This window comes from Lysobacter sp. CFH 32150 (assembly GCF_022758295.1).
GTDB lineage: Bacteria > Pseudomonadota > Gammaproteobacteria > Xanthomonadales > Xanthomonadaceae > CFH-32150.
In genome coordinates, this window is record NZ_JALDWJ010000002.1 from 362,326 (window position 1) to 386,270 (window position 23,945).

Sequence of the window (23,945 nt, forward strand, 5' to 3'; positions counted from 1 at the left end):
GGCCTAGCTCACGTACAGGTTGTAGTGGAGCTGACCGCCGCCGCTAGCGACAGCAAAGATGAGCGTGTGCGATGTCCCCGGACTCAGGTCGACACCATCGATCTGACGCAGGTCGATCGGGCCCGTCCCGTTCTTGACCAGTTCGTGATTGCTGCCGCCGTCACCCAGCTCGGCCCAGTTGCCGGGGTTCAAGGCCTCCAGCTGCACCAGTATCTGTGCGGTGATGTCGGTACCGTCAAACGAAACCTGGAGTGCCTTGAGATGCGAACGCGAGGTCCCGGTGCGTGTGCTGATATCGGTGACGCCAGTATTCGCGGCGGATGAGGTGATCTTGTGGTCGTGTTCCCACTCGTTGAGCTTCTCGTTGAGCTTCAACTCCTCCAATCCATGGCCGTGATCGCCGACGCCGTCGATGAATGACGTCGTTGGCACGTAATCGGCATCTGCTGTCTCGAGGCTTGTGCTGCCATCGGACTCCGTATGCAAAACATGGTTGTGCGCGCCGGAATCCTTCAGCTTGAAACTGTCGACTTCGTGGGTATGTCGCAAGTCCTTCTTGACCTTGTCGCTCGTGGACGTGATCACGTGCGTGTGCTTGCCCATCTCGGTGTAGTACAGGGTCGAAAATTTGAACCCCTGCAGGTACAACAGCGCGGTATCCGGATAGCCGCCTTCGATATGGAACTGCAGGACCTTTGAATTGTCCTTGTCGATGTCCTTCTCGCCTTCGAGGCTGATCGGGATCGTCGTCGGCGGCTTGGACGCGGACGCATAACGCCGCATGCCCGACTTGACGTTGATCACCTTGCACTGCGCGTCCAGTTCGATCTGCGCCAGGAGGATCTTCCCCGACGATTCTGTTGGCCATGTGTCCTGGAACATCAGCAACGGTTCGCTGCGTATCCGCGACGGCGCACCCCAGGCATACGCTTCCGAACCCGTAGCACCGCATTGGCAGCCTTTGCCGGACTTGCAACCGCTGCAGCCGCAACCGCCGTTGCAACTGTTGGTCTCCAGGGGCGATCGGGTGCATCCGCACGCATCCAGCCCGTTGTCGTAAACCCCCTGCACCCGGCAACCGTCGCTCTGCGGCGCGACTTTTTCTTCGCGATAGGCGATCACCAGGTAATTGCCGAACGTGACGCCATCCGCGCGACGCGGCGTGCCGCATGCCATCACCTTCCGTTCGTTGAGCAGGATGGTTTCGCGGCCCAACCAATCCAGCGCCAGGCCAGGGCTCACGATCACCGCATGGGTGTCGACCGGATCGGGCGTGACTTCCAGCCCCGCGCCGATTCCGGGGGAGTACAGCGAGCGGTTGAGCCAGCGCCGCACGCGCATGTGGTAGGCCTGTTCGAGTCGGAAATCGATCGCCTCGAGACGCTGGCTGTTGAAGTAGTTGAGCCTCTCGAGCGGATCTTCGGGGAGCAGAAGCTTAGGGGCATTCATGCGGATGACTCCTATCGATGAGGCGTAATGGCGATGCGCCGACGATCGCGAGGCGATGCGCGCCTGGCGCAGGCAGACTGTCCTTGCACAAAGGCGCATTGCCGCAACGCGGTTCGTCGTCGCCCTCGATTTGCAGGCCAAGGCCAGTGACGCTGGTCACGCCGGGCAAGGCGGCCAGCAGAGCGAGCACTTCGCTGCGATACACATCGCGCCCGACCGGCCAGCCCTCGCCCGCCGGCCCACCGCGCAACGGATTGAGATACGTGTCGATCGCCGTTATCGCGGCTTCGCGCAACACATCGAGATCGGCACCCCGGTCGGCATGCAGCTTGGCGACCACGCGCACCGTGACGTAGGTCGGCGCGACCACATGCAACTCGGTACCGGGACTGCGTCGGCGCGTCAGCTGGCGATGCACGGCGGCACGCATGCCATCGGTCGGCATCGGTCGCGGGCCCCGGCAATCCGGGATCACCACCACGCTGATGCTGCCGGCCGCGCGGAAACATGGCAGCACGGGGAAATGATCGGCGAGCGCGCGTACGCGGCCGACCGGCACGCCTGGCGTCTCCAGCGCGATGCGTTCGAAGTCCGCCAGCGTCAATGCGACCGACACTTTGCGTGTGGCTTCTATCGCACGTGCGACCGCGGCCTTGAGCGATTCTGCTTCGGTACCGCCGAAGGCTGCGAACGGCTGTTGCAAGGCCAGCGTCGGTGCCAGTAGCGACCAATTCGGCACCAACGCCTGGTTGTGCGCATCGTCCAGCCAGACTTCGAGCGAACGCGCCTGCACGTTTCCAGGCGTGGAGCCGCCAATCTGGTATCGCATCTCCAGCGTCGACTGCGCCGCCGCCACCGTACCGCGGCGTCCATTGCCGAATTCGATCGAACCGCGTTCCGGCACGACGAGGTAATCGCGGTCGTGCGGACCACTGACGTCCCATTCGCGTACTTCGCGCCAATCGCTCTGGACGTCGGCTCCCAGCGTGACCGTCAACTGCGTGCTGCCGGCGACCACCGGCGATTGCGGCAAGGCATAGCGTTGCTGCGCATGGCCACGGCTGGTGCCGAGCAGCGCGATGGGCGCGTCGGCGGCATGCGCGGCGGGTATGGCGTTGATGGCGATGCGGCTCAGGGCCGATGCGCATTCGAAGTTGCCGCGCAAGATCCGGCAGCGCACGAAATGCAGGGCCGGATCGAGGCCATCGGTAGCCCCGTCGCCTGGCGCCTGGTCCGCGGGCACATCGAAGCGAATCGACCCGCTCAGCGTGAGGGCACGGGTCTCATCGACGATATTCGGCAATGCTTTCCACGTGCCATCCGTTGCGAAGTATTCCCAGGCCGTGCGCACGTCGTAATGCAGCCACCACGGTGGGTTATCGCGTACCGTGACTGCGCAGGTTTCGCTGCGCTCGCGTTCGACCTCTTCGTATTCTGCGACCAGACGTCGACGCGTGTCGGCATCGGCTTCCGGCGTCGGCGTCCAGGCGTGCCAGCACACGCTGCTCGTCGCGAACGGCGCATCGAAGCCGAAGTAACAGGCAGTCCCCGGTTTGGCGTCGATGCCGAATGGCAGGAACGTCGCAGACCCTGTTTCGTTGAGCAGGATGACATCGTCGCCGGCGCCATTGATGATGGCGACCAGCTTGGCCGCTGTGAGATCCACCGCTGCAGTGGTCTGGAAGACCGGTCCGTCTCCGGCCACGCGCAACTGCAAACCCGCGGGCAAGGACTGCTGTGCAGCCGTCGCGATCGTCACGACGGCCTGCGCTACCTGCGCCGGGGCCGGTGTGATGCCGACCAGGCGCAGGAAGCCGCGGATCGCTTCGTCCGGCGTGCGATCCAACCGATACAGGCCCATCTCGCACAACCAGGCCAACAACTCGATCTGGGTGATGCCGGGATCGGACACATTGTGATCGGTCCACGCCGGGGCCGCGCGCGGCAACAAGTTGCGACTTTCGTCGACCAGCTGCTCGAAGGTGCGATCGTCGAGGATGGGTTTAGGCAGCGGCATGGCCCGCCTCCATCGCCAGTTCGAGTTTCAGTTCGTGGATGCCGGCAGCGACCAGCGCACCGCGCGGCAAGGTGTAGGCATCGCCGATGCAACCGCCATCGGCGCGCAACGCAACGCGCGAAGCGACATCGACGCCATCCGTCGTTTCGACCAGCGTGGCGATATCCGACAGATACACCGTTGCGCCGAACGGCCAGCCCTCGCCCTGCGCTCCCCCGAGCGTCGGATGCAGCCAGGCGTCCAGGCGGCGGCGCAGGCTCGCTTCGATCAATGCAGCACGCTCCGGGTCGGCAACGACTAATTGCGCGACCACGCCGATTTCGACGTAGCGCGGACCTATCACGCGCAATCTCGATGCGACCGTCGCCGGCGCCTGCGCCGCAAGGAAGTCGCGCACGCGCCGGCGCAGTCCTGCGCTCGGCAGTGGCAGTCGTTGCGCGCCGCGCGGCACGATCGCGACGGTGACATGGCCATGCTGCACGCGCCCTTCGGCACCGGTCAGCGCCAGGCATCGCGCGCGCGCCACGGCAGGTGAGGCTTCCCGCGCCAGCCATTCGTAATCGCTGGTGGCCAATGCCCGGCCGCGATGGCGCAGGCGTTGCGGCGCGCGCACGGCAGCCTCGGCCACCGCTTCGGAATTCGCGCCGCCTTCGGCCGCGACCGGATTGTCGACGGCCTGGACATGGGCGATGCCGGTGCGCATTTCGGTGATCGTGTGCGCCGGGACGTTGCCCGTTTCATCGACCGCAGTGATGAAGGACAAGGCGACCTGGGCACCAGCGGGCGGAATGCGCCCATACCCATCGCCACCGAACAGCAACCGTCCACGCGTGGGCTCGAGCGCATAGCTGCGCTCGTCCGCACCGGCCTGGAACAAGTGCTGGCGCGGTTTCCAGCGCACCCATACGGCAGTGGGCTCGCTGCTGACCGGATCGCGTTCGAAGCGCAAATCGCTTTCCGGCACGCCTTCCACGACGCCCCGCCAACCCGGGCCACGCCCCACCCATTCGCGGACTTCGACCAGTTCGCCATCCAGCACCGGCAGGCGTCGTTCCGGCAGGCTCATGACCTGATCGGGATTGCCGTCGGAGCGGCCGATCACTTCGCGCAGCACCGATTCACCCTGGCTGCCCCACACCGCATTGATCCACAGCGCGCGCACCGATGCCGCTTGCAGTCGGTCTCCAGGCTTCAATCGGGCACGAATCCGGTACAACACCCCGCCCAGGCCGTCGATCGCTTCGGCATCGGATGCGCCGACGAACTGGATCATCCCGCTGCGACGCAGGCCGCTGGTTTCATCGACGACGGTCAGTTCGCTCCAACCTTCGGCGGTACGGTATTCCCAGACGAATGGCGATACCGGCGGATCGCCTTCGCTGCTTTCCGCAACGTCGGCATACAAGCCGATCAAACCGGATGGCAACTTGCGATCGAATCCGAAATGGAGTGCGGGTTCGCGTTCCTCATTGGACAGGAAAGGCGTGAACGGTCGGCGCGTCCAGCGTATGTCCTGGCTGTGATCGCGGAACACGAAGCCGTTGTAGGCGACACAGTGGCTGAGCAGTTGCGACGGCGTGAAATAGGTGTAACTGAGCGTGAGCTCGGCGATCGCCGGTGGTTGCAGACTGCTGGCCACCGCATTGACGACAGGATCGCCGCTGGCATTGGTCCCCACTTCGAGTTGCAGCGGTTTCCCGTAATCGCCGTTGTCGATGCGGATGCGCAACCAGTAATTCTTGTCGCCGTTGACGGCGCACTCCGCCCAGTCGTCAGGGCACTTGAAGCTGATCACCCCGTTCTGCTGGAAGCGATCGGTCGCATCGTCGAGCTTGGTCGGCAGGCTGGTGGAAAGTGGTTGCCAGCGCTCGCCGTTGTAGTACTCGTAACCCAGCGTCAACCCGTTGCTGCCGACTTTGCCGAACTGGGATGCCTTGAGGGTGATCGCGATCTCGACCTGCGCCCCGCGGCGTTTGAAGGTTTCTTCGCTGCCGATGAAGAAGGTGGTGAACTTGGCGGGCTGCAACCCGAACGGGAAGAACACGTTCTCGGTATCCAGTGGTGCGCTGTTGGCATAGGCCGCCTCCGGCTTCAGGCCGGACTTGGTAAAGCCTACGCGGGTACGGACGACATCGATCTGCGGCGGCGCGCCCAGCAAGGTTTCGCTTTCCGCGGACAACGGCGGCGTGGCGTCCGCCACCCGCAACCACATATCCGGTTCGAGCCCAGGCAAGGTCCGATCCAGGCGAATCAGCCGATCGAGGACCGTCGTCACCGTCGTCGTCGTCTCACCATCGATGGTGACCATGTCGCCCTGCAACAGCGCGCCGGCGCGATCGAGCACGAGACTGCCGTCGGGACGCAGTTCCAGGACGCGCGCAGCAGGAGGTTTGGCGCCGACGCGGGCACGGATCCAATAGCTCTCACGTTCCATGATTTTGTCGAGCTTGCCGTCCGGACCGCAACGCTTGCGCAGACGGATCCGGCCATCGCGCGTGAGTCGCGCCGTCGAATCTTCCTCGACGCTCAGCGCCAACCAGCCATCCTTGCTCAGGTATTCCCATTCCAGGGCCAGGTGCCGGTCGGCGTATTCGGCGCCGGCCATGTCGAAGCTCAGCGCGATCTCGGCCGTTCCCGCCAACGCATAGAACTCGTCGTGGCCCAGGTACAGTTCGTGCGGCGATGCCTGCAGTGCATCGAAGGTGACGAAGCCTTGCGTCGTCCTCGCAGCATGATCGGCATAGGCGTCGATGCGCGGATCGCTGCTGTACAGCGCCGCCAATTTCGCCCGGGTGAGGGTGACGGTGCGCGTGGTGAAGTAGCGCGGCGCCTCCGGAGTGCGTGTACTGGCCCCGCCGTTGGATTCGAGCGATGCCGGCGGCGGCGGCAACTGCGCAGCGACCTGGCTGCGTGCGGGCAGCACCACGTCCTGCGGCGCGGTCTCCAACAAGGTGAACACCAACGGCACGCGCGCCGGTTGGCCGGGCAGCAGCGTATGTCCGAGGGACTCGAGGAACGCCAGCTTCGCGCGCCCGGGCGCGCGATTGAGCGCGTCGCCCAGCACATTGCGCAGGTACGCCAGCGCCGCAAGCAGCCCCTGCCCCGCATCCGCGCGCTCGGCATCGACGTCGAGCCATTCCGGCAGATAGCCCGGCACGCGCGCGCGCAAGGCACCCAACACCGCTTCACGTGCGCGTGGATCAAGCAGTGGCGCACGCGTCGTCATCGTGCACCGCCTTCGCGGCCTTCGCGCAGGTAGAAGGGATAGACCAGGTTGTAGAAAGTATTGGTGCGACGGACGCGATAAACGACTTCGATATCCATCCGCGCCTGCAACGGCCGCGCTTCGACCTTCACCGTGATGCTGTCGATGCGCGGCTCCCACAACACCAGGGCTTGCTCGACCTGGTGCCGGGCCAGCGACATCGTCGTCGTATTGAGCGGATGGAACACCAGCGCTCGCAGGTTGGCACCGAAGTCCGCACGCATGACGCGTTCGTGATGATTGGTCTGCAGGATGATCAGGATCGCCTGGCGCACGTCCTCTTCGTATTCGACCAGCGCCATGCGCTGTGCCGAATCCAGCGCGACAGGAAACGACCAGCCGCGACCCAGGAATGCTTTGGCGTAGGCGTCGTTCATGGGCCGATGTGCACCGTGAATGCGCCGAAACTGATCTGCGCGCCGCAGCCGCAGGTATCGCCGATGCGCGCAGCGGGCATGCCGCCAAGGAATACCGTCGCGCTGCCGGTCGCGATCGTGTTGGGAGGATGCGGTCCCGCAGGCGGCGGGAACGCACAGACATGCAGATCCCCCACGCGCGCGGCCATCATCTTCTCGATGAATACCCTTGGCGGCACGCCCGGTCCGGGCGCGATCGCGCCTGGATGATTGGTCGGGTCGGCGATGCGGGCTGCGAGTGACATGGCGATGCTCCCCTGCTTCAGTTGAGGTCGATGCGCGCGGCTTTGACCGAGCACGACAACCCGCCATCGAGGGTGAGGCTGGTCTTGCCTTTCACCGATACATCCACGGTCTTGAGTCCGCCGATCGAGATCGACGGGGCATCCAGGGAAATGGACTTGAGCGCGCTGATCGTCAGGTCGCCGGCTTTCGACAGCGAGATCGAGACCGTGCTTCCGACCGTGGAAATGTCGATGCCGGTCGGCGAGAGCGTTACGCTGTCGAACGAGCTGCTGGTGATGCTGAGCGTGCCTTTCTCGTCGAAACTGATCTCATGCCCGGTTGGCGTGCGGATCGAACGCTTGGTCACCGGGTCGGTCGGCAGCAGCGCTGGCGGCCGATCCATCGTGCTCCACAGGCTGCCGATCACATACGGTTCCCGCACGTCGCCCTGGCTGAAGGCCACCAGCACTTCGTCGCCGATCTGCGGGATGAAATACATCCCGCGCGCCATGCCGGCCATCGGAACCGACACGCGCGCCCATGGCATGTAGCCGGGCAACCACGGAATCTGCAGCTGGACGCGACCTTCCCCGGTGCTGTCGAGGTTGCTGATCACCATCGCAGCGCAGACCCCTGTGATGCGGCGATCATCCGGTTCCGGCGCTTCAAGGCCCAGCGATCCCATCTCGAACATCACGCCTGCCATCGATCTCTCTCCTGTTCCGAATACCTAAGCCGCAAACGGCACTTTCACGCGCACGGCGCCCTGCTCCGACGCCGGGATCGAACCGAACCAGATCTCTTTGCGCGTTTCGAACTGGGTGCGATAACCGGAGCCATCGAGCGTGTGCGTGGCGCCGGTGATGCGATACAGGCCGCCGAACTGTTCGCCCACGCCTTCGATGCGCAGTACGCGTCCTGCCTGGATGCGTGGATCGCCGACGGTGCTGCCGGTGGCGGTCAAGCGCTTGTTCAAGCGGGGGATGATCTCCGACAAGATCTTGCGCGGTGCCGACGTCGCGGTAAGCGGTTCCTGTACCAGATGGTGCGAGCCGCTCGCGCCCAGCGGCACCATGCCGGGATACACGGACAGCGTCAGCGCCATCCGGTCCCAATCCCAACCGAGCGTCACCACGAACACCATCTTGATCTGTGGTACCCAGACGTAACCGCTGACCGAAAACACTTGGCCAACGGTGCTGATGCGCGGCTGGAATTCCAGCAGCGAGCGCCCATAAGCCAAGGTCACATCGGGTTGCAGGTGATCGAGCGGCGAGGTGAAGCGCAGCAGGTGCCCACCGAGTTCGCCACCGTGGTCGACCAGCATGTCCCAACCGTTTTCGGTAGCGATGCGGGCGAGGAAGTCGTAATCGCTTTCGTTGGCCTGCTTGCGCACGAACTTCTGCGCGCTGCCCGGATCGGTGATGGAGACAACCGCATCGACGCCGCCCAACAGGACCGCGATCGCTGCGCCGACAGGATCGATCACCGGGATCATGCCGTTCTCGGCAGTGACCGCCATCGCCGTGATCGGATCCGGCACCGCGAAATTGCCGACGGTGGGGATAGGGATCGCGAACCACCGCACCTTGGTTCCCTGGCTCAACCGATGCCGCTTGTCCTGTGCCACGACGGTGAACGTGGGCGCGCTGCCGCCGGGGAAACTGGCTTCGAGCGCGACGATTTCACCGACGAATACCTGCGTGAGCGGTTCATCGGCATAGCCGAGTTCGAGCTTGAGCGGCCGATCGATTTTCAGCAGGCCGTGATCGAGCCAGCACAGTCCTTCGTTGGCCATTGCGATTTCGACGCGGTCAGCGCCCTCCATCCCGCTGGCCTGGGTGACGCCGGTGATCGCCGCACGCAGGCTCGACGGCACCGGTTCGCCATCGATGGACAGACGGAACTCGGGTACGAAGCGCAGGCTCATGGCGCCGCTCCGTGCAGGCGACCCGAGTCGGGATCGCGATACGGCAACTGCGGAACGCGCAGCGCCAGCCCGACCGGCAGCACGCGTGGATTCTCGATCCGGTTCGCGAGCGCCAGCGGGCGCCACAGCCGTGCGTCGCCGTAGAGTCGGCCCGCGATGGCGGACAGCGTTTCGCCCTCTCCCACGATGTAGCGTTTGGTGTAATCGGCGGTTTCGCGTTTGATCTCCTTGGCTTCGAGATCGATGTTGCGGAACTCGTTGAACGTCACCGTCAGGCGTGCACGCACGGGCTTGCCGTCGGGCAGGAACATCACGAACTTCTGGCTGACCTTGGCCAGCACGCAGGTGAAACTCAGCGACGCCCAGGTGAACAACAACACCGGCGGCGCATGCGTCGACGGCATGATGTTCATCAGGTCGGTGATGCGCTTCGCGAGCTCGCGCACATCCTGGCCGCGCTGGTTGAGCACTTTGCCGTTGACGCTATGTTCCTCGTAGGTGTCGAGGAACAGCTCCATGTCGAGCGTCTGCATGTTGCCATTGACGAACTGCAGCAATGGCGCGCTCAGCCCCGGGATCGCGGACTGCGCGTAGTTGATGTCCTTGGCGAGCGTGTAGTCCTCCGGATTGAACAACACGGACACGCTTTCGCCCGAGATGGTATTGGTGATCAGGGCCTTTTCCAGCGACATGGCTCAGGCCCTCCCGAAACGTTCGCGCTGCGCGACCAGACGGCGGTCGATGGCGTGGACGACGCGGTCGGCAAGGTGTTCGATATTGATCGGCGGTGCATCGCGCGACGGCGCACGCTCGGTCGCCTGTAGCGCTTGCCGCGCCGTCGGCGCCGTGGATTGCGGCGAAGCCGCGCTGCGTTCCGCCGTCGCCTTGGACACGCTGCCCGCGTTGGTGCGGAATACGCGCTGCACACGCCCTTCCCGATCCGGCGCTGGCGCGATCCTGGATTCGGTTACAGCGGATGCGCTAGCCTCATGGCGCAACGTCGCCGGCGCTGCGTGTTCGATCGTCTGGAGCGTGTCGATACGCTGGCTGTGTTGAAGCACCCGTTCGACCAGCGTGCTGACGAACCTTGGCCCGTCGTGCAACACGGTGTGTTGCCGCACCGAGTCCGGCGCAGTCGTCTGCGGAACCATCGGCATCGCACGAGTGCTGGAAGCCAGTTGCAGCATCACGCGCGGCGCATACGCGAGGTGCCAATGCTGGTGCGGTGCATTCACGGTCATCAAGGTGTTCGGGGCTGCGAAGACCTGTTCTGGCCATGTCGCCCCCAGACGCATCCAGTGATGCCGTTGCAGCAGGTCACGAACGAAGGCCGATGCCCGCCAACCCGCCGTTCCGCGGTGACGCGAGTCCTGTCCCGCAGCGGCGATCGTACGCATGCGACCGCGCAGCACGTGCCCGATCGCGGGCAACCCGCCCAACAAGAGCGGAGTGGCGGTTCTCGGTTTGCGTACTGCCTGCGACATCGCATCAAACCTCATTGATCGCGCGATTGATGTTGGAAATCTCGCGTACCCAACGCCGACGATCGGCGTGCTCGAGCGCCATGACCGATTCGTGAGCCCAGTGAAAGTGGTAAGCCACGAACGCTACCTCCCCGTGGAGCTCGTCCGGGGGGTAGCTCAAGACCCCCCCGGCGTTACGGCCTCCATCTCGAAGACGTGCTGGCATTGCGGGCATGTCGCCTGCGATTGCGCGCCATCCAGCCGATTGACCTCGTTGTAGAGGTTCTGCAGGAACGTCAGGTCGGTTGCGTACAGGGACTCGATCGTCTTGGGCGTGATCGGATCGAGGTTGCCCAGGCGGGTGACCACGCGCGACAACAGGATCAACACCAGGTACGCCTGGTTCTTGATGACGCGCGGATCGCGCAGCGGCAGGATCTCGTCGGCTGCGGTCGCGCGACGCATCACCCCATCGCGATGCAGCGTGCCTTCGTCGTCGAGGAAGCCACAAGGCAACGTGAATTCGAATTCGGTACGGAATACCGCCATGTCCATGGTCGTCTCCTGTGTCTTTCATCGTCCCGGCATCACCGGAACGTAGTTCATGCGGCCTTCAATCCTTCATGCGCCAATTCCAGCGTCATGATGGCGAGGTCGCTGTTCTCTGCGTTGAAGCTCGGCCAGGTCAGTTTGGTCGGCCATGCGTTGACGAAATTCCAACGCTTCTTTTCCTGTCCCTGGCGATCGAGCAACACGATCGATCCGCTCTGCCGCTTGGCGGCCGGATCGCCGCTGGCCCATTGCTGGTACCAGTCGTCGAGTTCGTGGTCGTCGGTCAGACCCCACTTGAGGACGATGTTCGAGAACTTGACCATGCCCGGCAGTTTCCGGGTGGTGATGTTCTCGCCGCCTTCGCGGTGTTCCTCCACTTCGATGCTCGAATCGAAGCCGCTGGCTTCCTGGAAGGATGCGCGCGCGATGCCTTCGATTTCGACCAGAAAGTTGTAGGTGCCATACGGGTCTTTACGCTCTGCCATGGCGGTTTCTCCTTAGCCTTCGCTGACTTCGGCGCCACCGGGCCAGATGCCGATGCGCACGATGATGAATTCCGCGGGATACGTCGGACGCAACCCGATCTCGATGTACAGGCGGCCGAGTTGCTGCTCGGAGAAGGGATTGAGTTCTTCGTCGATGCGCACGTAGAACGCCTCCTCCGCGGTCTTGCCGAACAGCGCGCCGTCGCGCCATGCACGGGTCAGGAAGTCGGTGATGCTGCGCCGCAGCTTCTGCCAGAGCTGTAGGTTGTTCGGCTCGAAAATCGCCCAGCGGATGCCTTCCTGGATCGATTCCTCGAGGTAGTTGAACAATCGCCGCGTGCTGACGTGCAACCAGTTGAGGTCGGTGGCCGTGGTACGCGCGCCCATCAACACCGGCCGTCCGATGCCGGACTGCTCGATCACGTTGATCGACTCGAGGTTGAGCAGGCCGTGGTCGGTCTTGTTCATGCGGCGCTCGACCCCGACCGCACCGTTGACGATCTCGTTGGCGGGCGCCTTGTGCACGCCCTTGCTCGCGTCGGAGCGCGCGATGATGCCGCAGACGTGTCCCGACGGCGGCGCCAGCATCGGCTCGCCGCTGCCTTTCGGCGACACTCGCAACCATGGGTAGTACAGCGCGGCATAACCGCGTTCGCTGGCCAACTGGGTGCGTTGCTGTTCGACGTCGGTGTGCTGGTCATCGCTGAAGTCGTAATTCGAATCGACGATGGCGAAGCGATCCATCAGCTGCTGGCAGTGGTCCACCAGCGCCTGCTGCACCGGCGCCGTGCGACGGTCCGGGATCGCGATCAACGTCACCTCATCGATGGCGCGTAGCGTGTCCAGGGCGTTGATGAACTCAGCGTCGGCCACGGCCGATGTCACGTCTGCCAGCACCGCCAGGTTTTCGGCCGCACCGCCGGCGAGCGCCAGCAACGCTGCGCCCGCCAGCGTGTTTTCCGGCAACGGTGTCGGCGGTGGCGGCTCCAGCCGCTGTATCTCGACCAGGCCGGCCGGCGCTTCATTGACGATGCGCACGAAGTAACGCGGGTGTGCAGGATCGATCGCGAGGTTGTCGTAATGCGTCGGTCCGCCGAGTTGCACCGTGATGCGGAGCTCTTCGGATTGGGTTGGCGTAGCGGTTCCACCTGGATCGAGACTGAAGCCAGTGCCGAGCGGCGAGCGCAACGTCACCCGATAGCTGGTTTCGGTCGTAGCGGGAACGAGTGGATCGCTCATGAATTCGGTCTGCACCGAATCCACCACGCCGCCGACGTTGGCGCCGCCTGGATCGAAGTTGAGCAGTGTGCCGGTGACAAGCGCATCGGGCGCGACCGGCACCGTGGACACGAGCCGTACGATCCTGGTGCTGTTCTGGGTATCCGCCAGGCGCACCGCAGCGCCCGCTGCATAGGCATTGACGAACGCTTCGGACACGCGCAACACGTTGCCGCTGATGCGCACGACGCGCCGCCGCTCGCCCAGCGCCGCGATGGTGATTTCGTCGCCAGCGCGGAAACGCCAGGCCTGGCTCGGCTGCAGTTCGATATCGCGCCCGGTCTGCAACTGCAACACGCCGGCCGGCCGATACAGCGAAGTGTTCGCCGCGATCAGGCGATGCTGCTCGGTCACGCCGACACTGATGCCGCTTACGCCAGGCTGGCGCGCACGCACGATGATGGCTGGCGATCCGGCACGGTTATCGAAGCTGGCCTCGTCGTAGTCGCCGTCGCTGGCGCGCACGACGTAGCAGACGGTGCCGCCGTTCTCGAAGAAACCGCGTGCGGCGTACCAGAGATAGAACCCGGGCACGGGTTCGTCGCCGAAGACCCGCTGGAACTGCTCCCAGCTGGTCACGCGCGTCGGTCGGTCGAGCGGCCCACGCAGGGCGACCCCGACCAGCGCGGCGATGTTGGTCGCGACGCCCTGGATCGGCGCACCAGGCGTGAATTCGTCGATGTAGACACCGGGGTAAGACACTTGCACGGCCATGGCGACACTCCTCTCAGAAGATCAATTCGTATTCACCGGTTGGTGACGGCACGCGAATCTCGCGCGTGATTTCGGCCAGGTTCTCGGTCCAGGCGCGCAGTCGGTAATCGCCCTGCGCGAGATGCGCGAAGGCAAAGCGACCCGCTGCATCGCTGCGTGTGTCTTGCAGACGGATCCCTGCCATCGTTTCGATCAGCACCCAGGCACCCGCCAGCAGCGAAGGGCTGCCGTCCGGTTGCGGATTCGTGCTGTCCAAAGTGCGGCCGCCGATCTCTATCCAGATCTCGCCGACTCCGGCGACGCTGTGCACGCGGTATTCGCTGATGCGCGTGGTGACCAATGTGCCGGCCGGTTGCGATGGGTAGACGATGGGGACCGTCAGTTGCAGGTAGATCGCAGGCTTCATGCGATGGTTGTTGCCCATCGTTCCCCAGAACTCGGCGAGCTTGGGAAAGCCTTCCGGCGGCAACAGCATGATCGGCAGTTCGGCATCGGCGATCGCTGACGGAAAACCGGGCGGCAGCGGATTCGGCGCATAGATCTCGCGCGGCAGCAGCGGATCGGCGGTGTTGAGCGCGGCTATCGCTTTATAGAGCAGCAGATGCTCGTCGACCGTTGGTTCGACCGCCGGCGTCGAGGTGGCCGGGCTCCACGCACTGATCAGGTAATGGCAATCGACGCGGCGCGCTGCGGGCACCTCGCGCAACTGTCCGTCGGCATCCACGCTTGGTTCCCGCCAACGTTCGTTGCTGCGCAGCTTGCGGTTCTCGCGCAGGTCGAACAGGTACACGTTCAGCGCATTCGCCGGCTGACCGCCGACGGCCAGGGTGCTGACATATGTACGCCAGTCGTCGTCCGGCGGCTGGAAGCGAACCTGCGACTCGTCGCTGATCTCGTCGATGCGATCGATCAGCAATTGGCGCAGCAGGTTGTCGACGTAGTCGAGCATCGTGGCCTCTTCAGAATTTCTGCCCGGTGTAGGCTTCGATTCGTTCCATCATCTGATCGAGCAACGCGTCCGCGGCTTTCATCGATTCCTCGGCTGCTAGCGGCCGCTTTTGTTCGAGTGCGATGCGCGCCGAAACCAGATGCGCGCGCGCTTCGTAGATCAGCCCGATATCGATCGAATCGCCCTTGCGTTCCAGCAGGAAGCGGCCGACGAAGGTGCGCTTGGTCTCGCGTTCGCCCCAGGTCTGCATCACCTTCAGGCGCCTGAAAAGATCATTCAGTTCTGTCTTCAGGCTGCGCTGTCCGGGTGGTAACCACGTCGAGTTCACGCGGGTGCTGCTACCGCCAGCGGTGAGGCCGGCCGGTGTCCGTTTGTTGTCGCGAGTTCCGATCTGGGTTTCGATGTGACTGAAGACGGGAACCGGGTTGATCGCCGAATCGGGATGCGGGTCCTGTGCTGAGTACACGAAGTGCACCCACACGCCTTCGTCCGTGCTGTTCTGCAACGCCTGGATCGCAGGCAGCATGCGTTGATACGCTTCTTCCGCTGCCTTGCCCTGCACGTAGTTGCCCAAAGCGGCCAGGCCCTGCCCCGCAAGCTGCAATCCGCCCGCGGCCGCCTGCATCTTGGCGGCGCCGGCCGACGGTTGCGGCGCACTCGGAACATTCGTGTCGGCCACGCGCGTTCCAGCGGTGGTCGGCGGCGGCGCTTTCTGCGGTTGTGACGGCGCGGCCTTGGCCGCGGCGGGCGGCGGTGCGGGTGGCTTCTGTGGCGCAACTGCGGCTGGAGCCGCAGGCTTGGCGGCGCCAGTAGGCGCGTTCGGCGCCGGCTTCGGCGCAGTTGTGGCGCTAGGTTTTGCTGGTGCCGGTGCCGGTGTTGATGGTGGTGGCGATGCCTTCACGGGCGCTTTAGCGGGTGCTGGTTGCACAGGCGCTTTTGCCGCCGGCTTCGCAGGCGATGGAGATGGCGACGCTTTCGCAGGTGCTTTCGCTGGTGCAGTTTGTGCGGGCGCTTTTGCTGGCGCTTTTGCTGCTGATTTCGCAGGCGGCTTGGCCGGCGGCGGCGACGCTTTCGCGGGTGCCTTGGCAGGTGCCGACTGCGCAGGCGCTTTTGCCGCCGGCTTCGCAGACGATTTCGCAGGTGGCTTGGCAGGCGCTTGCGCTGTGGGCTTGGCGCCGCGTTTCGCCGCGGGCTTTGCCGGGGCACTTTTCTGTTTCGCAGCCGGCGCGGCTTTTGACGGGGCTGCTGGCTTGGCCGGCGCACCCGCTGGCGATTTCGCCGGTGGCTTGCCGGATTTCGCCGGAGTCTTGGCCGCCGACTTGCCAGCCTGCGCCTGTTTGCCCTTGGTCGCGTTCTCCTTGTCTGCTTCACGAATACCGCGACGGACGGCCGCTTCCAGTCGCTGGCGCTTGTCCGGGTATTCCGTCTTGCGATAGCGATCGTCGAATTCTTTCGCGTGCTTGAGGATCTTGGCCTGCAAGTCCTTCTGCTGTTGCGGGCTCAATGACTTGACCATGCGTCCGTAGTGCTTGCGTGACGCGCGACCAGCCTCCTTGGGGAGTTTGCCCAAAGCCTTGAGTTCCTTTTCGAGAAGCAGATAAAGCTCTTCGTGATACAGGTAGTGCAGTTCCTTGGTCAGCTTGATGTAGGTCTGGATGCGGTTGCCGCCGATGAACTTGGGGAACCCATGGTGCAGGTCGATATCCTTGGACCGATCACGATGGCGCGCCTGCTCTGAGGCGCCACTGCGATTCCTGGTGCGTTCTTCGTCCAGCGCGGCCTTGTCGTCGTGGGCGCGCTCCTTGAATTCATCGAGCACTTCCTTCTTGCGTTCCAGATCGCGCTTCTGATCCGGCGACAGGCCCTTGGCCCATTGCGGCTTCCGCTTCCTCTTGTTGTCTTCATCGCGCGCGACACCGACACCAGTGGCGCCGGAGACCGACACCGACTGGCTGCCTGACATCACAGCCGAGGCAGCGCGTTCGGCCGCGGCTTCGTGCGGCGCTTGCGACGACAGCGCCGGCGGTGGGCCACCGCGGCGCTGTTGGACCACGTGCGCCAGTTCATGCGCGAGCGTGCGCTTACCCTCGAAGGTATCTGGCGGCGGAGCGTTGCGCCCCAATACGATGTGCTCGCCATAGGTATAGGCGCGCGCCTGCAACGCTTCTGCGCTCGCTTGCGCCTCGGTGCCTTCATGCACGCGTACGCCGGAAAAATCTTGACCAAGGCGTTGCCCCATCTCGGCGGCTATGCCCGTGGCCAGCGGTCGCGCTTTTCCAGCGGGGACCGGCGCGCGCTCCAGGCTGCTCGACAGAGGCCTGCGCTCCTGTTGCGGCCCGCGCGCGGCCTTCAGCTGGCTGGCATTGCTCTTGAGCGCGGGTGCAGAGGAGTTCGTCATTTCCGTTACTCGAACAACTGCAGCATTTCGTTCCAATGCGCGGCGCGTGCGGCCCCTTTACCACCGTCGAACGAGGCCAGTTCGCGTTGTTCAGTGGCGTACTTCTTCAAGTTGTCGAGCGCCAGGCCCTTCGACTTGGCATATCCCACCAACTCTTCGAAGGGCACCGGATCCAGCTGGATCGAGAAAGTCGTCGTCACCGTTTCGTTCTGTGAGAGCGGGAACCAGTCGAAGGGGAATCCTTCCGTGGATTGCCCCGAATGATTGAGATTGACGGGACTGATCTGGACCTTGAGCAGCTTGGTGCCCAGGTACGCCGTGCCTTGGCCAGTGGCGTTGTCACTGCTGTAGGTGGACGAGATGATGACGTTGGCGTAGAACGTCGAGCCCGGAGCTACGACCGCCATGTCGAGATACTTCTCGCCGAGCGCTTCGAGCTGGGCTTTGATCGCCGGCTCGATGTTTTCCTTCATGTCTTTTTCGTGTTGCTCGTCGAGCATCTTGCCCCACACGTAGCTTGCGAGCGCCGCAGTCAGGGCGCTGAAGGCCATCCCCGCGCCGAAACCCGCCGCCCTCTTCAGCGTCGGCATGCGCGGCGTGATCCTGGGTGTCGAGCGAGGTGGACTAGGCGGCGGTATCGTTGTGGTAGCACCAGCCTTGGCGGGTGTCGGCGGCGTAGCTACCGTGATCTTCGGTGTGGTGGTGGTCGTCGTCGGCTTTTGCGCCGGTGGCTTGGTCGCTGGCGATGGTTTTTTCACTGTGACTGGCGCGGCGCCACTGACGATCGGCGGCTTGGTGCCTGGGGGTTGCGCCGTTGCCGGTTTGTTCTTCGCTCCAGGCTTCTTGCCCCCGGCTGTCGCGCCCGGGGGTGCGGACGTCGCTGGCTTCGGTGGTGGCACTTTCGCAGTGGCGGTTGTCGTCGATTTTTTCTTGCCAGCGCCGGTTTGCGACGACGTCGTGGCCGCTGGCGCCTTGTTACTGGCCTTACCGCCGCCTTTCGCCGGGGTCTTGTTCGCCGGGGGCGTCTGCGCCTTCTTGTCGGACTTTCCGCCTGCTTTCGCCGGAGCTTTCGACGCCGGGGCTTGGTCGCCCTTCTTTGCAGCCGGCGATGACTTGGCCACAGGCGGCGATGCGACCTTTTTGGGAGGCGTCGTGGTTTTCTTGCTGGTCCCTGGTGCTTTTGTCGCAGGCTTGGCGCCGGGTTTCGGGCTCGCCGCCTTCTTCTTGCCGGCGTTTGCCGGAGGCTTCGCCTTCGACGGCGGAGGTGGGGCGGGCGGCTTGTAATCGTCCCGCTTGTGCGTGGTGGTGCCGAAGCGGACTTCGCTGACCGGCGAACCTGTCCGGAAGAATTCGTGTTTCATCTCCTCCTGCACTTTCTTGCTCGGAGTGCGGGAGAAACTGATGATGATGCTTTCGCCGTCGGCCAGGTGCCTGCTGTTCTTGATCGCCTGATTGACGTAAGCCCTGGCGGTCGCCTTCGCCTTGGCCGGCGTCTGCATATCGATCTGGTCGGATTTCAGGTTGACGTGCACGCGCTCGAGCGAGCCGTCCTTCTTGCGCCGGTACAGCGAGTAATCCGGCTGTGCATAGTGATCCTTGCCCGCGCGCAATTCCTGGTCCTTGAGTTGCGGCCCACCGGCGACGTTCTTGGTCTGGGGTGGTCCCGCCGTCTTGGCCGGCGTGCGTTGCAGTTCATCGAATGCGCCTTGGCGCTTGTTCTTATCCAGTTGCGACCCAGGCGCCAGCTTCAACAGCTTCTGGTAGCGCTTGAGATCTTCCGTCTTGCGCTTGGGCGAACGGGTCTTGGCACCCGGCTGCTTGTAACTGTCTTCCAGGGCGCGCAGTTCTTTCTCGGCCTGCGCCTGTGTCATCTGGCTTTCCTGCTTGCCAGCGGTCGCACGCTCCTCCTTGCGCTGTTGCGTCTTTTCCTTGTCCTTCTTGCGCGGTGAATCCTCGCCCTCCTCCTCATCGTCAAACCGCGCGCGCTTGGGTTTGGGCTTACGCTTATCGTCGTCCGGCTGGCACATCGGTGCAGGTGCGGAAGCGCCACCGACCGCAATGGCCGCTTCGCCCTGCATGGACAGCGACGCAGCGGTGTCCGCAGATCGTTCCAACGGCCCGGTGCCCTCGAAGCTGGGCTGCGCCGCACCACCGCGGGATTGCTGCACGACATGCGCGAGTTCGTGCGCCAACAAATGCTGGCCTTCACGACTGTCCGGCTGGAAGCGGTTCCGGGCGAACACGACCTGCGATCCGACCGTATAGGCCTTCGCGCCAAAGTCGTCCGCCGCCTGTGTCGCTTGCGCGTCGGTATGCAGCCGGACGGCACTGAGGTCGGCGCCGAAGCGGGCGCCCATCTGCATCGCGATGGACGGAGGCAAGGGCTGCCCGCTTCCTGGCGGCAGCGCACGGCGCATGCCTGCCGGAATCGCCGTCGGTGCCGCAGAGCGCAAGGACTTGCGCTGCTCACGGGCCTTGGATTTACGACCGTGCTTTTTTTGAGGCTTGGCAGTGGACGCGGCATCAGCCATAACGCAACTCACCGTCATTGACTGGAGCAATCGACTCCAGCGACACAAGGTCGATTTCGCCCAACGTCTTGCCCGCCTTCTGCAACTCGCGACGCACGCCGTGAATCAGGTGGCGCATGCCGACCGGTTCGCCATCGCTTGCCGCGAAGAAGGCGGCCGCCAGCGCTGCATTCTTGATGTTCCCGCCGGAGAGCTTGAAACGCGCCGCCAGCGTGGCGAAATCGATGCCTTCCGCGAGCGGCGTATCGCTGGGCCAGATCCGGCGCCAGATGCGCTCGCGGTCCGCTGCGTCCGGGAACGGGAACAGCACCGTGTACGTCAGGCGACGGAGGAAGGCCTCGTCCAGGTTCTGTTTCAAGTTGGTGGCGAGGATGGCGAGGCCTTCGTATTCCTCCATCTTCTGCAGCAGGTAGGCGACTTCGAGGTTGGCATAGCGATCGTGCGCGTCGCGCACTTCGGATCGCTTGCCGAAAATCGCATCGGCCTCGTCGAAGAACAGGATCGCGTTGGTCTGCCTGGCCGCGACGAAAATGCGATCCAGGTTCTTTTCTGTTTCGCCGATGTATTTGCTGACGACGGTCGCCAGGTCGATCTTGTACAGATCCAGCCCGAGTTCGGCGGCCATCACCTCGCAGGCCATCGTCTTGCCGGTGCCGGAGCCGCCCGCGAACAACGCCGACGTGCCTTTGCCCAGCGTCATGCGTGCACCGAAGCCCCAGGTCTCGAAGACCTTGGCGTTGTGCTCCAGGCGTGCGCAGATCTCGCGCAGTTGCCGATGCGCATCGACCGGAAGCACGAGATCCTCCCAGCGATGAGCCGGCCCGACCTTGCGTGCGAGTTTGGCCAGCTCGAATGAACCCTGTGAACGCGACGCATTGGCGAAGTCCTCGAGCAGCGGCTTCGCGACCCGCCGACCTTGCAAGCGCGCAAGATGCCGGGCCGTGGCAGCGGCGGCGCGTATTTGCGCGGGCATGAGGTGATAACGGCCTGCGAGCGTAACGAGCTCGTCTTCCGACAACGGAGATCGATCGGTGGACAATGTCTCGCGCCACAGATCGGTACTCTTCGCGATAGAGTGCGTGCCGAACTCAATCGTCAGCGCCGCCAAGGGTCGTCGTCCGTTCCATGGCAACGCCTTGCTGCTGGCAATGATGCTGATGCCGCCATCGTCGGCGAGATCGTCGAGGAAGCGTTGCAACTCCGGCAACGGCGACGCGTCCATCAGTGAATCGAGCCCTTCGATGTACAGGATCGCGTCCTGCAGCCAGGCCTCACGGAACAGGGGCGTCACCAGTTCGGCGAAATCACCCAGGCTGTAGGCGTAGGCCAGGTCGGCGACCAGCAGCTTCGCGCCCCTGTTTGCGGCCAGCGCCAAAGCCGCATCGCGCCGCCCGCTCCCCGCCGGCCCCTGGAAGATGAGCTGCAGTGGTGTGCGGTGGCTCGATGCATGCGCCACCAAGGCATCCACGCGCCGCCGCTCGGCATCTTCGGTAACACTGGCTGGGCCTGCCTGCAGCAAGCGACAGAATCGCGCCAGGCGCGGATCCAGCCCGTCGCCGTAGAAGAGCGTGCGTAGTATCTGCGGATCCGGGGCGAGTGCCGCGCTCCGCAACGGATCGAGTCCGCGCGTTGCCGGCTCGATCAGGCTCAGCAAGCGATGCCGGAACAGCGGAGCATCCCAGGTAAAACGATCGAACGCCGCGAAATACTCGGACTGCGCACCGCATAGCAACGCCAAGCAGGTCGCGCAGTCGGGCCGCATCGGACCGCTGCCGTTTCGGACCCTGGCGTAACGTCGCTCGAATGAGCGATCGAGCTCGGGCGCGATCGCCATGACCAGCACCGCTGCATCGAATTCACCCAGATCGAAGGTCTCCATCAGCCACGCGAATCGCGGCTCCGTCCGGAGTGGCGCGATCAGGGCCAGGGGCTCGCAATGCCCGGTCACCATGTCGGCGTGCTGGTCCAGATGACCCGCGAGGATCGCCAGCGATTCGCTCCACGCAGTCGCGGCGGAGGGACTGGCAATCGCCGGATCCTGCATGACCGTTTCCGCGGCGCTCACGAGCGGTTCCCCGACGTGCCCGACGCACCTTCGCCGCGTACGGCGTCGTCCGACCAGCCGAACTCGCGTTCGTAACGCAGCAACGAGTCGCCCAGGCTTTCGTACAAGGCTCTTGCGTAGATCGGGTGCGTGATGATCCGTGTGTGCATTGCGGCGTCTTCTTCCTCCGACAGCTGCTGGCCGAACTCGAGAACGACTTCAAATGCGTTGTAGCCAATGTTGAAAGCGTTGGCGTAACGGCGGACGCGAGTCGAAAGGTCGACCTGCTCTTTGCGCTCGTCGGCCATGTCGTCTCCCGATTCGCCTGCCATCGCTGACAGGAGCGCCCGCGACGATGGCAAGCAACGCACATCGCGTGCCAACGCGGTCTGGCGCCGGCGATCTGCACGCAACGCGTTGAAGACAGTGGGATTTCCTGGACGACGCGATGCGGTCGTGCGCTTGCGTGGAGATGTCGACTGTTACATCGAGCAATCACGTGCAACGCAGCAGGCAGTTCGTTCTTGGACGTCTGCAGGTGTCACATGCTGATGTGACACTGTCACACCGATCCGATACATGCGCCTCGCAACGGCTCAGCTGGCCGCAGATCAATCCAGCGGCTTGGTGATCTGGTATTTGGTCAGCTTGCGATACAGCGTCATGCGCGACCAATGCAGCTCCTTGGCTGCCCTACATTTGTTCCAGTGGGTCGCGAACAGCGCTGTCAGGATGCGTTCCCGCTCGGAGGCTTCGGCCCGCTCCAGCCCGTCGAGGCAGCGTTGCACGACAGGCGGCAGATGCTGCAACTGCACAAGTCCGTGCGGCGGATCGATGAACAGCGACTCGGCCACGTTCCTCAGCTCGCGGATATTGCCTGGCCAGGGATGGCGCAACAGGCAGTCAAGCGCTTCGGACGAAGTGCCGTCGATGGCAATGCCGATGTGTTGGCCTATTTCCTCAAGGAAGTGCGCGAACAGCAGCGGGATGTCTTCGCGCCGCTGGCGCAACGGAGGCACATGGATGCGCGCGACATTGAGGCGGAAGAACAAGTCGGGACGGAAGCGCTTTTCGGCCACCATGGATTCAAGATCGCGATTGGTCGACGCGATGATGCGTACATCGACGGATTCGCTGCGCCGGGCTCCGATCCGGAAGACCTCCTGCTCCTCGATCACGCGCAGCAGCTTGGCCTGGGCCGGAAACGACAGATCGCCGATCTCGTCGAGCAGCAACGTGCCTTTGTCCGCCAGTTTGAACTTGCCCGGATAGGACTGCTGCGCCCCCGTGAATGCCCCGCGTTCGTAACCGAACAATTCGCTCTCGATCAGGGTGTCCGGGATCGCCGCGCAATTGATGCACATCATGGCTTGCTGCGCACGCCGGCTTCGCGAGTGCACGTACCTGGCCAGGTGGTCCTTGCCTGTCCCGGTTTCTCCAGTGATGAGGAGAGTGCTGTCGGTCCTGGCAACTTTTTCGGCATACGCGAACAGGCTGGTCATCAGCCCGCTTTTGCCCACCAGCGGTCGTTCCGTCAGCCTCAAGGCGGCCACCCATCCCAAAGTTAGGTGCACGCGGATGCGCGCAGCCCAGCGAACTGGCTTGTTTCGTCGCCAGATTGGGCTGCCACGCCGATCCGGGGACCTTCAATCGCATACAGAAATGACAGCCGCAATGCATGAATGCAGAGAATGGCGGTAAGCGCAGCTTCCTAGGCGTGGAATACGGCGCTGCCAGGCGGCAACGGTTACCTTTGGAGAGCCGTACTGGACGAGTTGACGTAAGAATTGCTGTCCGGCAAGTACAGGTTTACTCGTTTCATAGAGCAGGCATAGGCCACACAAGGAAAGGAGGCTCCATGCACACCTGTTCTTCACGCGTACGCAAGGCCCGTGCACTTGCGTCGATATCCCAGGCGGAACTGGCGCGCCGCATCGGCGTACAGCGCAGCGCAGTCACGCAATGGGAACGGCAAGGCGGCACGCTGCCCAACGTCGAGCACATGATGAGGATCGCGCTGGAAACAGGCGTCTACTTCGAGTGGCTAGCGACCGGGCGCGGCCCGTGCCGGCCCGATGATGGCGAACTCACCTCCGCGGTGCTTGTCGCCGAATATGCGAAGGATGACTATGAAAGCCATGCGTTGATGCATTTGCGACGTTTGCCAGTCCAACGCAAGAAGGCAGCGCTCGACATCCTCGAGATATTGGCGCGCTGATTCTTGGTTAC

19 protein-coding genes are annotated in these 23,945 nt (G+C 63.9%); 1 reads left to right on the plus strand and 18 read right to left on the minus strand.

Annotation, left to right across the window (positions count from 1 at the left end; translation table 11 throughout):
* Positions 1–3 precede the first annotated feature (3 nt).
* The 18 genes from MO486_RS05165 to MO486_RS05250 form a co-directional block, all read right to left on the minus strand.
* Positions 4–1,449: a hypothetical protein gene (locus MO486_RS05165; RefSeq protein WP_242905065.1), complete on the minus strand. Its 1,446-nt coding sequence runs from the start codon at positions 1,447–1,449 to the stop codon at positions 4–6.
* The gene (locus MO486_RS05170; protein ID WP_242905066.1) at positions 1,436–3,466 is read right to left on the minus strand and encodes a putative baseplate assembly protein; all 2,031 of its coding nucleotides are present in this window, start codon (positions 3,464–3,466) and stop codon (positions 1,436–1,438) included. The genes MO486_RS05165 and MO486_RS05170 overlap by 14 nt, the downstream gene beginning before the upstream one ends.
* Positions 3,453–6,692, minus strand: coding sequence for a putative baseplate assembly protein (locus MO486_RS05175; RefSeq protein ID WP_242905067.1), 3,240 nt, complete (start codon positions 6,690–6,692; stop codon positions 3,453–3,455). Before MO486_RS05175 ends, MO486_RS05170 begins: the two co-directional genes overlap by 14 nt.
* Positions 6,689–7,108 carry a GPW/gp25 family protein gene (locus MO486_RS05180; RefSeq protein ID WP_242905068.1) on the minus strand — a complete coding sequence of 140 codons (420 nt, stop codon included), beginning with the start codon at positions 7,106–7,108 and terminating at the stop codon, positions 6,689–6,691. The genes MO486_RS05175 and MO486_RS05180 overlap by 4 nt, the downstream gene beginning before the upstream one ends.
* Positions 7,105–7,392, minus strand: a complete 288-nt coding sequence (locus MO486_RS05185) for a PAAR domain-containing protein (protein ID WP_242905070.1) — start codon at positions 7,390–7,392, stop codon at positions 7,105–7,107. Before MO486_RS05185 ends, MO486_RS05180 begins: the two co-directional genes overlap by 4 nt.
* Before the next feature lie 17 nt (positions 7,393–7,409).
* Positions 7,410–8,078 carry a phage baseplate assembly protein V gene (locus MO486_RS05190; RefSeq protein WP_242905073.1) on the minus strand — a complete coding sequence of 223 codons (669 nt, stop codon included), beginning with the start codon at positions 8,076–8,078 and terminating at the stop codon, positions 7,410–7,412.
* Positions 8,079–8,102: 24 nt separating this feature from the next.
* A complete protein-coding gene (locus MO486_RS05195) occupies positions 8,103–9,302 on the minus strand; it encodes a hypothetical protein (protein ID WP_242905075.1) in 1,200 nt (399 codons plus the stop codon).
* A complete protein-coding gene (locus MO486_RS05200; RefSeq protein WP_242905077.1) occupies positions 9,299–9,994 on the minus strand; it encodes a LysM peptidoglycan-binding domain-containing protein in 696 nt (231 codons plus the stop codon). Before MO486_RS05200 ends, MO486_RS05195 begins: the two co-directional genes overlap by 4 nt.
* Positions 9,995–9,997: 3 nt before the next feature.
* Entirely contained in the window at positions 9,998–10,699 is a 702-nt protein-coding gene (locus MO486_RS05205) for a hypothetical protein (RefSeq protein WP_242905079.1), read from the minus strand.
* Positions 10,700–10,942: 243 nt separating this feature from the next.
* Complete coding sequence (locus MO486_RS05210; RefSeq protein WP_242905081.1) at positions 10,943–11,320, minus strand: hypothetical protein; 378 nt, start codon at positions 11,318–11,320, stop codon at positions 10,943–10,945.
* 47 nt (positions 11,321–11,367) lie between these two features.
* The gene (locus tag MO486_RS05215) at positions 11,368–11,802 is read right to left on the minus strand and encodes a phage tail protein (RefSeq protein ID WP_242905083.1); all 435 of its coding nucleotides are present in this window, start codon (positions 11,800–11,802) and stop codon (positions 11,368–11,370) included.
* Positions 11,803–11,814: 12 nt separating this feature from the next.
* On the minus strand, positions 11,815–13,794 hold the full coding sequence (locus MO486_RS05220; RefSeq protein ID WP_242905084.1) for a phage tail sheath subtilisin-like domain-containing protein: 1,980 nt from the start codon (positions 13,792–13,794) through the stop codon (positions 11,815–11,817).
* A gap of 13 nt (positions 13,795–13,807) precedes the next feature.
* On the minus strand, positions 13,808–14,743 hold the full coding sequence (locus MO486_RS05225; RefSeq protein WP_242905085.1) for a Pvc16 family protein: 936 nt from the start codon (positions 14,741–14,743) through the stop codon (positions 13,808–13,810).
* A gap of 10 nt (positions 14,744–14,753) precedes the next feature.
* Positions 14,754–17,141, minus strand: coding sequence for a DUF4157 domain-containing protein (locus tag MO486_RS05230; RefSeq protein ID WP_242905086.1), 2,388 nt, complete (start codon positions 17,139–17,141; stop codon positions 14,754–14,756).
* 5 nt (positions 17,142–17,146) lie between these two features.
* On the minus strand, positions 17,147–19,522 hold the full coding sequence (locus MO486_RS05235) for a DUF4157 domain-containing protein (RefSeq protein ID WP_242905087.1): 2,376 nt from the start codon (positions 19,520–19,522) through the stop codon (positions 17,147–17,149).
* Between the two features lie 142 nt (positions 19,523–19,664).
* Positions 19,665–21,737: an ATP-binding protein gene (locus MO486_RS16465; protein ID WP_242905088.1), complete on the minus strand. Its 2,073-nt coding sequence runs from the start codon at positions 21,735–21,737 to the stop codon at positions 19,665–19,667.
* Positions 21,734–22,024 carry a DUF3467 domain-containing protein gene (locus tag MO486_RS05245; RefSeq protein ID WP_242905089.1) on the minus strand — a complete coding sequence of 97 codons (291 nt, stop codon included), beginning with the start codon at positions 22,022–22,024 and terminating at the stop codon, positions 21,734–21,736. The genes MO486_RS16465 and MO486_RS05245 overlap by 4 nt, the downstream gene beginning before the upstream one ends.
* 303 nt (positions 22,025–22,327) lie before the next feature.
* Positions 22,328–23,290, minus strand: coding sequence for a sigma-54 dependent transcriptional regulator (locus MO486_RS05250; RefSeq protein WP_345779195.1), 963 nt, complete (start codon positions 23,288–23,290; stop codon positions 22,328–22,330).
* A 284-nt stretch (positions 23,291–23,574) separates the two neighbouring features.
* On the opposite strand from MO486_RS05250, the gene MO486_RS05255 reads away from it, so the two are divergent.
* The gene (locus MO486_RS05255) at positions 23,575–23,934 is read left to right on the plus strand and encodes a helix-turn-helix transcriptional regulator (RefSeq protein WP_242905097.1); all 360 of its coding nucleotides are present in this window, start codon (positions 23,575–23,577) and stop codon (positions 23,932–23,934) included.
* The last annotated feature ends 11 nt before the right edge of the window (positions 23,935–23,945 follow it).